This window comes from Winogradskyella damuponensis (assembly GCF_039538385.1).
Taxonomy (GTDB): domain Bacteria; phylum Bacteroidota; class Bacteroidia; order Flavobacteriales; family Flavobacteriaceae; genus Winogradskyella; species Winogradskyella damuponensis.
Window position 1 is genome coordinate 129,634 of sequence record NZ_BAABCB010000030.1, and the last position, 16,322, is coordinate 145,955.

At 32.4% G+C, this 16,322-nt stretch carries 10 protein-coding genes and 1 tRNA gene; 7 read left to right on the plus strand and 4 right to left on the minus strand.

Annotated features, from left to right (window positions below; genetic code table 11):
• The first annotated feature begins 24 nt into the window (after positions 1 to 24).
• The 3 genes from ABD730_RS15750 to ABD730_RS15760 all read left to right on the plus strand — a co-directional run bounded on the left by ABD730_RS15750 (position 25) and on the right by ABD730_RS15760 (position 5,342).
• A complete protein-coding gene (locus tag ABD730_RS15750) occupies positions 25 to 2,895 on the plus strand; it encodes an alpha-amylase family glycosyl hydrolase (RefSeq protein WP_344715890.1) in 2,871 nt (956 codons plus the stop codon).
• Positions 2,896 to 3,042: 147 nt separating this feature from the next.
• Positions 3,043 to 4,209 (plus strand): glycoside hydrolase family 53 protein, encoded by a 1,167-nt coding sequence (locus ABD730_RS15755; protein ID WP_344715892.1) that lies wholly within the window; start codon positions 3,043 to 3,045, stop codon positions 4,207 to 4,209.
• A gap of 236 nt (positions 4,210 to 4,445) precedes the next feature.
• The gene (locus ABD730_RS15760; protein WP_344715894.1) at positions 4,446 to 5,342 is read left to right on the plus strand and encodes an aldose 1-epimerase; all 897 of its coding nucleotides are present in this window, start codon (positions 4,446 to 4,448) and stop codon (positions 5,340 to 5,342) included.
• Positions 5,343 to 5,427: 85 nt separating this feature from the next.
• Here ABD730_RS15760 and ABD730_RS15765 read toward each other — a convergent pair.
• Positions 5,428 to 5,509: transfer RNA gene (locus ABD730_RS15765), tRNA-Leu, on the minus strand.
• A gap of 237 nt (positions 5,510 to 5,746) precedes the next feature.
• Between ABD730_RS15765 and ABD730_RS15770 the strand changes: the two genes are divergently transcribed.
• A complete protein-coding gene (locus ABD730_RS15770; protein ID WP_334465439.1) occupies positions 5,747 to 7,135 on the plus strand; it encodes a dipeptidase in 1,389 nt (462 codons plus the stop codon).
• Here the strand turns inward: ABD730_RS15770 and ABD730_RS15775 are convergent, their stop codons facing one another.
• Positions 7,136 to 8,545 carry a M28 family peptidase gene (locus tag ABD730_RS15775; RefSeq protein WP_344715896.1) on the minus strand — a complete coding sequence of 470 codons (1,410 nt, stop codon included), beginning with the start codon at positions 8,543 to 8,545 and terminating at the stop codon, positions 7,136 to 7,138.
• 100 nt (positions 8,546 to 8,645) lie between these two features.
• On the opposite strand from ABD730_RS15775, the gene ABD730_RS15780 reads away from it, so the two are divergent.
• Both ABD730_RS15780 and ABD730_RS15785 read left to right on the plus strand, forming a co-directional pair.
• Positions 8,646 to 9,011, plus strand: coding sequence for a BlaI/MecI/CopY family transcriptional regulator (locus tag ABD730_RS15780; protein ID WP_215927046.1), 366 nt, complete (start codon positions 8,646 to 8,648; stop codon positions 9,009 to 9,011).
• Between the two features lie 2 nt (positions 9,012 to 9,013).
• Positions 9,014 to 12,118, plus strand: a complete 3,105-nt coding sequence (locus ABD730_RS15785; RefSeq protein ID WP_344715898.1) for a M56 family metallopeptidase — start codon at positions 9,014 to 9,016, stop codon at positions 12,116 to 12,118.
• Positions 12,119 to 12,261: 143 nt separating this feature from the next.
• Here the strand turns inward: ABD730_RS15785 and ABD730_RS15790 are convergent, their stop codons facing one another.
• Together ABD730_RS15790 and ABD730_RS15795 are read right to left on the minus strand one after the other, a co-directional pair.
• Positions 12,262 to 13,329: a TIGR03032 family protein gene (locus ABD730_RS15790; protein ID WP_344715899.1), complete on the minus strand. Its 1,068-nt coding sequence runs from the start codon at positions 13,327 to 13,329 to the stop codon at positions 12,262 to 12,264.
• A gap of 76 nt (positions 13,330 to 13,405) precedes the next feature.
• Positions 13,406 to 14,773, minus strand: a complete 1,368-nt coding sequence (locus tag ABD730_RS15795; RefSeq protein WP_344715900.1) for a T9SS type A sorting domain-containing protein — start codon at positions 14,771 to 14,773, stop codon at positions 13,406 to 13,408.
• Between the two features lie 170 nt (positions 14,774 to 14,943).
• Between ABD730_RS15795 and ABD730_RS15800 the strand changes: the two genes are divergently transcribed.
• Positions 14,944 to 16,044 (plus strand): DUF4407 domain-containing protein, encoded by a 1,101-nt coding sequence (locus ABD730_RS15800; RefSeq protein WP_344715901.1) that lies wholly within the window; start codon positions 14,944 to 14,946, stop codon positions 16,042 to 16,044.
• Positions 16,045 to 16,322 lie beyond the last annotated feature (278 nt).

Genomic DNA, 16,322 nt, shown 5'->3' on the forward strand with positions numbered 1-16,322 from the left:
TTTTTAGATTTTTAAAAATATACTATGAAAAAAATATTACTTAATTTTTTATTGCTGCTTCCCTTAGTAGCCTTAGCACAAGTTACAACCAACCCAAGCCCTATAGTTGTTGATCAGTCTCTAACAATAACAGTAGATATAAATAGTACCGAAACAGATTGTAATGGTTTCAGTAATCCATCAAAAGTTTATGCACATCTAGGTGTTGGTAATGAAAACGATGAATATGGTATTGCTGTAGTTGGAAACTGGGGGCAAGATGATGGCGTTGGTGAAATGACAGATAACGGTAATGGTACTTGGAGTATTACTTTTACACCAAACACTTATTTTAATTTAAGCACTGCGGAACAAAACAGTGTTACCAAAATGGGTATGGTATTTAGAAATGCTGATGGATCTCAAGAATTTAAAGCAACAGGATGTGCTAATTTTATTTTTAACGTTGGAGCTTTTCAGGTAACAATGATAAATCCTTCGCCTAGTGCAAACGGAGTTATTGTAGTTAATAATGGCGCTAATACTCAAATTTTAGCTCAAAACACTGGAGGACCTGCTAACTATGAACTATTTGCTAATGGATCTAGTGTTCATACGCAAAATAATACCACGTTTTATAATGGCTATTTGTTTTCAAGCTTAACTGAAAATCAATTTTGCGAATTAGTAATTACACAAGGAGCATCAACTATTACAAAACAGTTTACAATTGTAGTAAACAATACAACTCCGACTGCCATGCCTGCAAATATGGAAGATGGTATTAATTATAATCCTAATGATCCTACAAAAGCAACTTTAGTTATAGATGCTCCAAATAAAGACTTTGTTTATGTCGCTGGTAGCTTTAATAACTGGACTCCTACGAGTTCTTATGCAATGAAAAAAGATACTGCTACTAGTAAGTTTTGGTTAGAGCTAACAGGCTTAACATCTGGAGAAATTGAAACTTATCAGTATTGGGTTGGTGCAATATCACCTGTTACAAATTCACCAGAACTAGTAAAAACAGCTGATCCCTACTCTACTCTAGTATTATCGCCTTTTGATGATCCATATATTTCGGCATCAACGTATCCTAACTTACCTGATTATCCTAGTGGTCAAGAACGTGAAGTAACCGTTTTACAAACAGGTCAGACACCATACAATTGGCAGGTAACAAATTTTGAAAAACCTAAAAAGGAAGACTTAATTATCTATGAAGTATTAATACGTGATTTTGATCAAGATAGAAATTTTCAAGATTTAATTGATAAGATAGATTATTTTAAAGACTTAAATATTAATGCCATAGAATTAATGCCTATAATGGAATATGAAGGCAACGAAAGTTGGGGATATAATACCTCTTTTCATATGGCTCTTGATAAATTTTATGGTACTGAAGAAAAATTCAAAGAATTTGTTGATTTATGCCACCAAAATGACATTGCTGTAATATTAGATTTAGCACTTAACCATGCTTTTGGAAGAAACCCAATGAATAGAATGTGGATGGATGATCCAGATGGTGATGGCTGGGGCGAACCTAGTAGTGAGAACCCTTATTTTAATCAAGTGGCTACACACAGTTATAGTGTTGGTTCTGACTTTAATCACCAACAATCAAGAACCCAATATTACACTGAACGTGTTGTACAACACTGGATAGAAGAGTTTAAAATTGATGGTTTCCGTTGGGATTTAACCAAAGGTTTTACACAAAATTGTGCCTCTGGTGATGACGGTTGTACCAATGGCTATCAACAAGACCGCGTAGATATCTTAAAACAATATGCTGATTTTTCTTGGAGCGTAGACCCAACACATTATGTTATTTTCGAACATTTAGGACAAGATAACGAAGAAAAAGAATGGGCAAATTACCGTCTCGATGAAGGTAAAGGAGTTATGATGTGGGGCATTATGAATTCCGTTTATAATGAACTTACAATGGGACAAAGTGGTAATAAAAACATTAGCAGAATGGGACACACAGCTCATTCAGGTTTTAACGGACCAAGAGTTGTTGGTTATGCTGAAAGTCATGATGAAGAACGTTTAATGTACAAGAATTTACAATATGGAAATAATAGTAATTCTTCACATGACGTTAGAGACCTAAATACTGCTTTATCTAGAATGTCTGCATTAGGCGCCGTATCTGTAATGATTCCTGGACCAAAAATGATTTGGCATTTTGGTGAATTAGGAATGGAAAACTCAATATTTACATGTTTTAATGGTACTTATAACAATGATGGATGTAAACTAGATACTAAACCTCAACCTCAATGGACGAATAACTGGATAACCGACGCACTTAGAAGTCAAATCTACAACGATTGGTCTAGACTACATGCCCTTAAAATTAATGAACCTGTTTTTGAAGGTGACTATAGCATTACTTCTGGAGATTTTACTCCAAGAATTGATATTTTTGATACTACAATTCCTTCTACAGAATTAAGAAATGTAATTATCCTAGCTAATTTTGATGTTGTTTCTCAAACTGTGAACACTAATTTCCCTCCTGGTGTTACCGCGACTTGGTACGATTTAATGGACCCATCAGGAAATACAACTGTAAGTAACTCAACAACTACAATAACAATTCCTGCTGGTCAATTCAGAATCTTAGGAAATAAACAAGCTGAAGCATTAAGTATAGATGAAGAAATTCTTTTAGGATTTTCAATCTATCCAAATCCTGCTACAACTTCTTTTCATGTAAGTACAAATGTTTCTGATATTGAAATCTATGATTTAACAGGAAAACTAGTTAAATCTTTTAAAGGTGAGTTTAACAGAACAGATAGTTTTGATATCTCTCAGTTAAATACAGGAATGTATATCGTAAAAGTAGAAAACAATAATAACCAAATTAAAACAACTAAGTTAGTCAAGCTCTAAAATTGAGTCTTTTTTGAGCATAAAAGAGTTTCTCTAGCGAGAAACTCTTTTTTTGTGGTATGTTTTAAAGTAAAAACTAATAGCTACTTCTAGGGTGTAATTATCATAATCCATAAATTAGCCTACGGTTTATAAAAAATCAATTTCATGATAGTTTTAAATTCAGCATTAAAAAAAAATTATTGGTTTCTTTTTATCATCGCTATTCTTTTTAATCTTTCATGTAACAATAGCAATTCTACTATGGATTCTTCGGATGATATACTAGACACTCCTATTGCATTTTATTATGGCGCAGACTTATCTTATGTGAATGAAATGGAAGACTGTGGCGCCATTTATAAAAACAGTAACGGGATTGAAAAAGATCCGTATACAATTTTTAAAAATGAAGGAGCAAATCTGATACGTTTACGATTATGGCATAATCCTACGTGGACCAACTATTCTAATCTACAAGATGTAAAACAGTCCATTATGCGCGCTAAAAGTCACAACATGAAGGTGCTTTTAGATTTTCATTACTCAGATACTTGGACAGACCCGACTCAGCAACAAATACCTGCAGCTTGGATTAATTCTATAAACGATACTGAAGCTCTAGGAAATTTACTATATAATTACACTTATAACACCTTAGTAGAATTATCTAATGAAAACCTATTACCTAATATAGTACAAGTTGGTAACGAGATTAATTCTATGATTCTTCAGGATGGTGATTTAGTTTGGCCTATAGATTGGAATCGAAATTCACATTTAATTAATAAAGGCATTGAAGCTATAAGAACAATGGCAAATGATAAAAATGAAACCATTGAAATAATGCTTCATATTGCACAACCAGAAAACGGACTTTGGTGGTTTGAGCAAGCCACTGCTAATGGTATTGTAGATTTTGATTGGATTGGACTTTCATATTACCCTATTTGGTCTGATTACAGCTTAGATGATGTGCAAACACCACTTACAACTCTAAAAAACACGTACAACAAAAAATTAATGATTGTAGAAACAGCATATCCTTTTACTTTAAATAATGTAGATAATGCCAATAATATTTTAGGACCTGATGCCCTTATTAATGGTTATCCTGCTTCTCAACAAGGTCAACTAGATTATCTTAATCAATTAAAATTAGTTATTAAAAATGCTGGCGGACAGGGTTTAGTCTATTGGGAACCTGCTTGGGTTTCTACAGATTGTTCTACCTTATGGGCACAAGGATCGCATTGGGATAATGCAACATTATTTGACAACAATAACCAAGCTACTCTTGGTATGAAATTTTATAATGCTTCATTAAATGACTAAGTATAATCCAAGTTCACTTCTCGTTTATATTTAAATCAGCTATTGGCATTTATTTCTAACACCAAAACAAGAGAAGTTTTCATATGTAAAAAACTAGACATTTAATAACAACCCTAATCTGAAATTTTTAAACTTTGACAATTCTAAATAAGAAACGGTAATCATTTTTAACAATTAGGAAATGTATGGACCTTTTGAAGGGGAAATAGATAAACAATCTACAATCACACTACAAAATGTACAAAATAGAACACATAAAAGACAGCCAGTCAAACCATATTAAGTTAACAAATAGTAACACCTCCTCTTACGCCAAAATAGCCTTAAATGATGGAGCAAGTTTACAAGAATTATGTATAAATAATACTGTAATAATAGAAGACCTATCCCCTTTACAATATAGCGATATGTATGCGTCGTCTATACTATTCCCTTTTGCAAATAGAATTAAAGATGGGTTTTACACTTATAATAATCAAGACTATCAATTAGAAATTAATCAGGAAGAAGAAAATAATGCGATACATGGATTGGTTTACAATAAAACATTTAAAATTTCAAACAAAAACACATCAAAAAATGAAGCTTCAATACAACTTGAGTATGAAGAATTAAACAGACCTAAAGGGTTCCCCTTTACGTATACCATTCGGTTAAATTACATTCTAAATAAAGATGGATTAAAACTGAATGTTTTATTAGAGAATACGGACTCAGAAGCATTTCCTTTCACTTTGGGTTGGCATCCTTATTTTATAAGTAAAAATTTATATGAAAGCAGTTTAGAGTTTGATAGTAATAAAAAATTGATTTTAGATGACAAATTAATTACAACAAGAGTCAAAGACTTTAAAAACGAAGAACCATTTAAAGTTAAAAACAAAACCTTAGACGACTGTTTTATTTTAAATACTAATACGGTAAAATTTACAACGCCAAGTTACGATATGGAAATATATACATCGTCAAGCGAAACTTTTTTACAATTATTCACACCTTCAAGAGCTAATACAATAGCTATTGAACCCATGACAGGAGTATCAGATAGTTTTAATAATAAGATAGGTTTACAAATTTTAGAACCTAAAAAAACCTATAGTCTAGATTGGGAAATTAAATGCCATACAAAATAATGGCAATACGTTGATTTTCAACAAAAATTGAAGTTGGTTAAAATAAAAAAGACCCTAATGAAACATTAGAGTCTTTTCTTCTTTGTACAGGCGGAGAGACTCGAACTCTCACACCTCGCGGCACTAGATCCTAAGTCTAGCGTGTCTACCAATTCCACCACGCCTGCAACTATCCAATAAATATTGGGTTGCAAATATAAACAATAGTTTGAATATACAAATAGTAAATTTTCAAGAATTACAAATCAATAAATAATATTTCTCATATTCTTAGAATAACCGCATTTCTAGTGGTTTTAAGTCTTAATTTATTTTAAATTTTTTTCTAAATAAAAACTTAAAATTCCTATCTCATTAATTTATTACTCTTATAATTCTTACTTTTGATACAAACCAAAATACATATGCAAAGTATTAATTCTTATATAACAGAACATAAACAACGATTTTTAGACGAACTTATTGAACTCTTAAAAATCCCATCTATCAGTGCTGACTCAGCTTACAAATCTGATGTTTTAAAAACTGCTGATACTATTAAGACTAGTCTTGAAAAAGCAGGATGCGACCATGTTGAAATATGCGAAACCGAAGGATATCCAATTGTATATGGTGAAAAAATAATAGATAAAAATTTACCAACTATTTTAGTTTATGGTCATTATGATGTACAACCACCAGATCCTTTAGATTTATGGAACTCACCTCCTTTTGAACCTGTGATTCAAAAAACAGAACTACATCCTGAAGGAGCTATTTTCGCAAGAGGTGCTTGTGATGATAAAGGCCAGATGTATATGCATGTGAAAGCCATGGAATACATGACATCTAATAATGAGTTACCTTGTAATGTAAAATTTATGATAGAAGGTGAAGAAGAAGTTGGTAGTGTTAACTTGGCAAAATTTGTGGCATCTAACAGAGAAAAACTCGCTAATGATGTTATTCTTATCTCAGATACAGGGATGATTGCAAAAGATGTTCCTTCTATTACTACAGGCTTAAGAGGTTTAAGTTATGTTGAAGTTGAAGTTACAGGACCTAATAGAGATTTACATTCTGGCCTTTATGGAGGAGCAGTAGCAAATCCAATTAACGTATTAACAAAAATGATTGCATCGCTTCACGATGAGAACAACCATATTACAATTCCTGGTTTTTATGATAAGGTTGAAAATCTTTCAGATGCAGAACGTGCAGAAATGGCAAAAGCTCCATTCTCATTAGATGCGTATAAAAAATCATTAGATATAGATGCCGTTTATGGAGAAGCAGGCTATTCTACCAACGAGCGTAATTCAATTAGACCTACATTAGATGTCAACGGTATTTGGGGTGGCTATACTGGTGAAGGTGCTAAAACAGTTATTGCAAGTAAAGCCTATGCAAAAATTTCTATGCGCTTAGTACCAAATCAAGATTGGGAAGACATAACACAATTATTTAAATCGCACTTTGAAAGCATTGCGCCTAATGGTGTCAAAGTAAAAGTTACACCTCATCATGGTGGACAAGGGTATGTTACTCCAATTGATAGTGTGGGTTATAAAGCGGCTTCTAAAGCTTATGAGCAAACTTTTGGTAAAACACCAATTCCTCAAAGAAGTGGTGGTAGTATTCCTATTGTATCTCTTTTTGAACAAGAGCTAAAAAGTAAAACTATTTTAATGGGCTTTGGCTTAGATAGCGATGCTATTCATTCACCTAATGAACATTTTGGGGTGTGGAACTACCTTAAAGGTATTGAAACTATTCCTTGGTTTTATAAATATTTTACAGAATTAAAAAGCTAATTAATCTTTTACAATTTTAAAGGTTGAAGCCTTTGTTTTAGAAACAACATTAATAAAATAAACACCAGAAGGTTTATTTTTAAAGTCAATTTCAAAGCTTCCTTGTCTAAAGGTATTTTTGTAAATCATTTTACCCGAAACATCATTCACTGTAATGATGAGTTCTTTTTGTTTTAGATTGTCAATATTTAAAACTGAAGTTACAGGATTTGGATAAAATGAGAGGTCTTCTTCTGTAAATTCTTCAGTAGATAAGGCATTATAAGTAATGCAATTGCTTATTTCTGTACAAAGTCCAGTAGAAATTTCCACCGCATAATTACCATTAGCTGTTGGAGAAAATAATTGATTAGTTGCACCTAAAATCTCAGTTTCAGTATCGCAATTATACCATTGATATGTCGCAGAAGTTTCGTTTGCAATTAAATTGGTGCCTACTTTTGTAACTGTATTATTCAATGCTAGCAATCCAGATTTTGTTGCCATATAAGCTGTGACTAGTTTGGTCAATTCTGTCATATACTGAAAGTCGATATCCTCTGCTCTATCATTAGAAGAATGATAATTAGGGGTTACATCATCCGTTTCCCATGACTCACCTACTAAAACAGCAGGATAGCCTTGATTCCAAAATCTAGAATGGTCACTTGCAGTTGTTCCTGGATTAACAACTATAGCATTTAAGTCTAGTGTATACGTATTTAAAATGGTTAATAAATCATCTTTTATCTCCAGAGAATTTGAAATATTACGCACATCAATATCAAAATCATTATCACCTGTGGTTCCTGGTGCATCACCATCATAACCAATCATATCCATATTTATCACACCCAAAATATTATCTCTAGTGTTTCCGTTAGTTTCATCTGCTGCCTGCGTTGCGTAATAATTAGCACCTCGTAAACCTATTTCTTCTTCATCCCAAAGGGCATAAACAATAGTATTATCTGTACATTGCTGTGATAATATTCTTGCAATTTCTATAACAGCTGCAACACCTGTAGCATTATCATCTGCACAATATGCCGCAACAGAATCATAATGCGCACATACGATATAAATATTTTCTGGATTGGTTTTACCTAGCTGTGTTGCAATAATATTTTTTCCTGTTGTATTAAAATTTTGAAGCTCAACCGTAAGATTTGGAAAAGCTGCAAGTCGTTCTTCAATATAATTTGCAGCCAAATCATTAGAACTTTGTACACGACTTATAATTGTTTGTGATGTTCCGTTAATTACTGCAGGTTGTTCGCCAGTAAGCTCATTAACCGTTAATTGTAAATTAGCATTACTCACTTCATTTATAATGTTTTGAATAGATTGTGAAAATGAAACATTAAAAAAAAGAAATGCTACTAATAAGGGGAAAATAACTCTAAAATTCATTGAAACTTGGGTTTTCATACTTAGCAAATATAGCCAATTAGAACCCTTAAGAATTGAAAATTTTGATAATTCATTTTTTAACTCTACATTTGTAGAGTTAATTCTAAAAACGTAGAGCATGCAACTTTCAAAAACCGAAGAACAACTAATGCAATATTTATGGAAGCTGGAAAAAGCGTTTATGAAAGATTTGTTAGATAGCTATCCTGAACCAAAACCAGCAACAACAACTGTTGCAACACTACTTAAACGCATGATTGGCAAAGGCTTTGTAAATTATAAAACCTATGGTAAATCTAGAGAGTATTATCCACTAGTTAAAAAAGAAGATTATTTTTCTAAACATGTTAATGGGCTTATTAAAACCTTTTTTAATGATAGCGCTTCGCAATTTGCCTCTTTTTTTACGCGTAAAACGGATCTAACAAAAGAAGAGCTAGAAGCTTTAAAGGCTATCATAGATAAAGAAATTAAAAATAAGTAATCATGGAAATCTTTGTACTAAAATTTTCGGCTTGTTTGTTAGTATTCTGGCTAGTATATGTTCTTATTTTAGAGCAGCAAAACATGCATCATTTTAAACGTTTTTATCTTTTAGGAACATTTGCTCTAGCCTTAATTATTCCAACATTAACAGTAACAGAATACATTGCTCCCGTAATTAGCAATTTAGAAACTGCACCACTATTTATCCCAATAGAACCGTCATTTGTTGAAATGCCAATTGAAGACAGGTCCTTTTTTAATCTAGAAACTACACTTTGGTTTATTTATGGTATTGGTGTTTTGCTATTTTCAATTCGATTTGTGATTAATATCGTAAAAATGCAGCAAATAATTTCTACCAATGAGAATATAGTCAAACGTTCTTTTGTTTATGTTCTATTAAAAGAACATTTAATTCCACATTCATTCTTTAAATATATCTTTTATAATAAAAATCGATACGAATCTCATAACATCCCAAAAGAAGTAATGCTTCATGAAGAAACGCATGCCAGGCAACTGCATAGTTTAGATATTATTATTTTAGAATTACTTCAAATTGCATTTTGGTTTCATCCCTTAATTTACATTTTGAAACATCATGTAAAACTCAATCACGAATTTTTAGCAGATCAAGCCGTTTTAAAACATGGATCTGATGCTAAAACCTATCAGAACATCTTATTACAATTTTCATCAAACACTCAAAATCATCACTTATCGAGTGCCATCAATTATTCATCAATCAAAAAACGATTTACAGTTATGAAAACACAAACATCAAAAACCAGAGTTTGGTTAAGTACGTTATTAGTATTGCCAATTATTGCGATTCTTTTTTACAGTTTTGCTGAAAAGGAATATGTTGAAAAAGAAACAACAGATATTGCTGATGCTATTAAAGAGGAATTAAAAGAAGTAGATGCTTATAAGCATCAGTATGTTGGAGACAATATTGTTGAAATTTATTTGGAAAAATTCAACCAATATGAAATTTTAAGAAATGATGAACCACATTATATCCACAAATCTGAATCAGAAAAAAATCAAATGGAAGATTTGTTCTCAGATTTAGGAGGTATATACTTTAGAATGTCTAAAGAGAATAAAGCAAACGTAAAGCGACCTATTTCACCTATTAAACCTTATGTTCAGATTACACTTAAAGATAAAACATACTACAAAAAGTATAAGGAGTTAACAGCTGAAGAAAAAGCCACTTTACCACCACCTCCACCTCCTACTAAAAACTCTCAATCTTACATTTCAATCCAAGAGAAACCTATAATGGTAATTCTAATAAATAGGAAAGGAGATTTATTAATAAATGACGAACAAGGATCAATTTCTGATATTGAATCTAAACTAAAAAAATTATCGAAATCTTTTGATAAGTCTAGGGCTGTTTATGTTAAATATGAAGGCACTGAAGATTCTTATAAAGTTATTAAAGACGTTAAATCTTTAATTAAAAAGTATGACTTTAAAATGATTCAAGCCGATGCATCTCAAATAGCACCTCCACCTCCACCTCCTGCAACGCAACAAACATCTAAAGGAGGTCCAAACATAGGAGATACTGAACGTACATACAACCCTTCTTTTTTAGAATACATTAATGAAATGGAACAAGAAGGTGCGTCTTTCTATTTAGATGATGAAAAAATTTCTGCTAAAGAAGCAAAAGCTATTGCCACAAACCATCAGGGTAAGCGTACAGAAATGACAACCCAAAAAGATTCTAATGGTAACTATATAGTAAAACTATCTAGTGCAGAGAATAAGAAAATCTACGCTAGAAGTATTGAGCTAAAAATTTTAAATGACGATTCTTACTTAATTGATGGTATTAAAGCAACGAAACGCACATTTGTAGATGTATTTAATCAATTACATCAAGACATTACGCCAGAAATTCGAAATAATATGATGAATATTCATGTAAAATCCACCAAAGAAATTTCTAATAAGGAAACATGGTTTATCTACAATTCACTTCAAGATTACGGATTTTATCGCATTGTTACACCAAATCAGGAAATAAACAGAGCTAAAGGCAACACGCCTTTTGCAATTGAAAGCCATTTTTCAGACCAACAAACACCATCAGCAAAAGATATTGCTGAATACAATACTTGGGCTAAAAAAATTCATAATGACAGTAAAAAGCTTTCAGGAAATACTACATTTTATCCTCCTATTAACGAAGAAGCGTTGATAAAATTCACAAAAATCTATAATAGAATGACTCCACAGCAGAAAAATAAATCTGTTGAATATCCATTTTCAGGTCTTGAGAGCAAAACTAAGGACCAACAAAAACCATCGGCAAAACAAATAGCCGAATATAATGCTTGGGCTAAGAAAATAAATACTGCTGTCGCAAAGGCAAAAGCAAACCCTAATAAAAACACTTACCCTATCGTTAGACAAAAAGATGTCGACAAACACAAGCGTATTTATAATTCTATGACAACGGAACAGAAAAAAATTGCTGAACCTTTTCCTCAATCTCCACCTCCGCCTCCACCACCAACTATTAAAACGGGAAAGGTAAGTGACAGCCAAATTGAGGCATACAATAATTGGGTTAAAAGTTTAAAAGACCCAAATGGCAACCATCTCATGGTTAAAAAAGAACATTATGAATACTTCACAGGTATTTATAACCTAATGACAGAAGAGCAACAAAAGAACTCGGAAGGACTGCCTCCTCCGCCACCACCACCTCCTGCAAAAGAAAACAAACCGTTTATCTTTAAAACTGATAGTAGTGAAATTATCGAAGTTGTAGAAGATCCTCAACCTCAAGAACAAGAAAGCATCTTACCCATAGTTAATGGTAAAACTATTAGATCAGGGAAATTATCTTTGACAAGAAATGAGATTAAGGATATAATACTCAGTACTAAAAATGGAAAAGTAACCGAATTTAAGTTCAAAATCCCTGGTATACCAACTCAGAAGATAAACAGTAATACATTAAATGTTGATGCCCTAAAGCACCTTCAAAGCGCAAAAAAAGATGATCAGCTTGTGCTGTTTGCGCTCAAAGATAGTTCTGACTCAAAGATAGCACCTATAGTTATTACTATCACTGATTAAATTAATAAGGTTTAAAAACCATAACATAGAATAAGTTAAGCCTCGATTACCGAGGCTTTTCTATGTATTGATATTAAGTATATGGATTGTTTTATTCTCACCGTTAATTCTTTATACTGTAATTCTTCTTAAAAAAAATCACATTATCCAACCCAATAACAGCTATCCTCTGCAAGTATAGCTTGTTTATGCATTTCTGTAAAATTGTTTAAAATATTAGGCCGCAAAAAGTCTGGCAGAATCTCTAAATCGTAGATTTCGTCTACTGATGTTTTGTATTTTAATAGACCTTGATAACTCTTAGTTGGTAAATGGACTATAGCAACTCCTGCATAATTAGTAAGCTTCGCGACATCTAAATGGGCAAAACTAGAGGAGTTTTGACGTAACTTACTGAGACCAATAAATAAATAATCTTTATAAAAAGACATGCCTCTTACAAAACCTTTTAAATTAATAACCTCTGTATACGATTTATTTTCAATATCAACTTCTACCAATTGACCAGTTGCAGATAATAGCAAATACAGTTTTCCGTTTATAAATCTTGGTGTATGTGGCATGCCTAAACCAGATAAAATAATTTCATTAGTGTCTACGTCTATTAACACACCTGTTTTTGTTAAATCTTTCTGCCAACTTTTAGCTGTATTTCCAGTATTAAATGCCGTAACATACTTTGGCTTACCATCCTTCATAGCCATACCATTTAAATGACATCTATCTTCAGGTTTTAATTCAGTAATGAAATCAGGTTTCCAATACGACTTAAAATTATAATCATTATCAAAAGTAGAAATACAAGAAAATAAGGTATTAATCGCATATAGCTCGTTGTCTATTCCGTACGACAAATCATGTAAATCTAATTTTCCGGTATAATTTGTACTCATTGGAAAGTACATATTAGAATACGTATTGGGTTTCTTAGGATAGTTCTTTGCTAGTATTTCTGAGTTTTTAAGCTGAATAACTTCATTTTCACATGCAATAGCTAATTTTTCATAGTTATCTGTAAAAGTAATTCCCATGGGTCTATTAAAATTCCTAGCCAATTGTGTTATTCTATCTTCATTGACAGGAGATAATGTCACAATTTTACCAGCTTGAAAAGTAGAAAGGACAATACTACATTGTAACTTATATAAAAGCTCAGGAACTTGAGGTGTATGTTCTAATTGAAATGGTGAGATAGGTTGTTCTGGATTCATTATTTGTAAATATTAAAACAAAAAAAAGAAGCTACTCCAAATTAGAGTAGCATCTTATAAAAGTTGAAAATAAAAATTAATTTTTTATTATTTTTCTTGTCGTCGTTCTGTTGTTATTATCATAGATTTTAACGTGATAAATACCTGAAGCCAAATTAGAAATATCAACTTCATTTGTATTAGCTAATTGTATGTCTATTTGTTTACCAGCAATATCAAATAACGCTACACTACTAATCTCAAAGCTTGTTTCAATAGTAAAAACATCTTTTACAGGATTAGGAAATACATGTAATAATGCTTGACTATCAAAGTCTGAGACACTTAAATTAGAACTAACTCCTTTATAAAAAGTGACAGCACCTGTACCTTGACCTACTATCAAATCATCTACTCCATCTTTATCTAAATCAACAACTGCCACTGTAGAAAGACCTGCAACAATATCCGCTCCAGCTGCCTGTAATTTAACACCAGTATTAAACACCATAGCATTACCTGCTCCTGCTGTATTCTCAAAGAAAGTTACAAATCCTGCATTTTCACCAACAATTAAATCTAAATCTCCATCCTCGTCTAAATCTCCAAATTCTGGTGATGGATAAGCTTGAACAGGACCACTAGGTTCAAAAGCAATATCTACTCCATTAGCTTGAACGTTTACTCCTGCTGCAAAAACCATAGCATTACCTGCTCCTGCTGTATTTTCGAAAAACGAAAGCGTACCTGTATGTACACCAACAATTAAATCTAAATCACCATCTCCATCAAAATCTGCAATTGCAGGTTTTGCTTCGTTTCCAACACTAATAGCTGATCCGTCTGCTGATACTGCTGAATCAAATGTAAAAGCATTATTTCCGTCATTAAGAAACAAATCTATACCTCCTCCATAAACACCCACTAAAAGGTCTAAATCACCATCTGCATCAAAATCTGCAAATACAGGAGAACTATAATCGTACCAACCTGAACTTGTAGCATTTATTAAATCTGTTGGCGCACCAAACTCCATCGTATTAACATCAAACTCTCCATAGTTTTCTACTACAATTGCAGCATCACCAAACTGACCTAAATACAATTCATAATCGGTATCACCATCCAAATCCGCAAAAGTAGGATTAGCTGCTCCTGCATAAATATCAGATCCGTTTGATTGCAATACAACACCTGCTTCAAACGTATTTAACGTTTGCGCTGAAAGTGAATTTGACATGGATAAAAAACCTAACATCGCAAAACTTGGGTACACCCATCGTCTCCATTCTGAGAATGTAAAATGCGACTTTAAAACTTTATAAAGTCGATTTAATTTATGTAATAAATTGGTTTGCGTTTTAGAAGCTAAATCCCCCCAAGACCCTTCTTGTTTCAAAGTCTCAATTTGCTTAAGCAAAGCTCGGAATTGACGCTTTTTTCTAATGAATAATTGTTTTTTCATCTCTCGTTTTTTATGATTGGTTATAAGTCTGTATTTCGCTAAATCTTATTAATAAATCATCATTATCAAATGCAATATGATGACAAATTTTCACCCAAATTAGCCATTTATTGTAACAAATGGAAACTTTTAGCGTTCTAATAGGTAATCAATCAAAAAATCAATCACTTATGTTAAAGCAATTCTTCATCCTTTGCTCTGGCGCTGACACCGATATTTTAAACGACTGCTCCATTGGCGAACAGAACAAATATGCTGGTATTGGAGCGACCGTTTTCTTCACCGCTGTTATGGCAACTATAGCCGCCAGCTATGCACTCTTTACCGTTTTTGACAACCTCTATGCTTCACTATTTTTTGGATTAATTTGGGGGTTACTCATTTTTAATCTCGACCGTTATATTGTTTCAACTATTAAAAAACGCGACAATATTTTAGACGAAATCCTTCAAGCTACACCTCGAATTTTATTAGCACTTATTATTGCCGTAGTCATTTCAAAACCTTTAGAATTAAAGATTTTTGAAAAAGAAATTAATCAAGTGCTTTTAGAGCAAAAAAATGATTTAACCCTAGCCAATCAAAACCAAATCGCTAAACAGTTTAATCCTAAAATTGCAGAACTTGAAAATGAGATTTTAGGCTTAAACGCTCAAATAGATTTAAAAGAAGCAGAAGTCAATGGGTTATACAATACTTACATTTCGGAAGCCGAAGGCACCGCTGGCTCTAAACGTTTAGGAAAAGGGCCTGTTTATAAAGAAAAACGAGATAAACACGATGCTGGTTTGGCCGAATTACAACAGTTAAAATCCGATAATAAAACAAAAATAGAAGCGATTGAAACACAAATAGCAATGCTTCAAGAAGATTACACCACTAATATTACAAAGACACAACCTGTTATTGATAATTTTGATGGTCTTATGGCACGTATTACCGCTTTGGGTGAATTACCTTGGCTACCGTCCTTTTTTATTTTTCTTTTGTTTTTAGCTATTGAGACCTCACCAATCATTGCAAAATTATTGGCACCAAAAGGAGAATTTGATTATAGATTACAAGACCAAGAAACAACAATTAAAACGTGGACCATGCAAAAGGTTGCTGAACGTAAACTGCTCTTAAAAACCGATAACGACATTAACAATAAAGTATATACTGAGATTGCTGATGAAGAAGAGGTGATGAACTATAAGCGAAAGCAGGCAAGAATTCTCATGCAAAATCAAGCAGATGCGTTTTTAAAACAACAAAAGGGTATTTTATAAAACGCCTTTAAACTTGTTAGGGTTTAATCAATCTTTTTTAGCCTGTAAACTATAATGTTACACCCCTAAAGTCCCCTCAAGGGGACAATTGTAACCTAGACTATTTTTGCTTTCATCGTAAACCGTCTATCCATTAATTTTTTAAATTGTAATTTTCTAATAATTTATATTGAGTGGATTGTCCCCTAGAGGGGACTTTAGGGGTGTTTAGTTATTCCCTGAACAAACCGCGAAAATTAATTTAAATAGTGTTCTCTAAATTGTTCTTATTTTTAGAT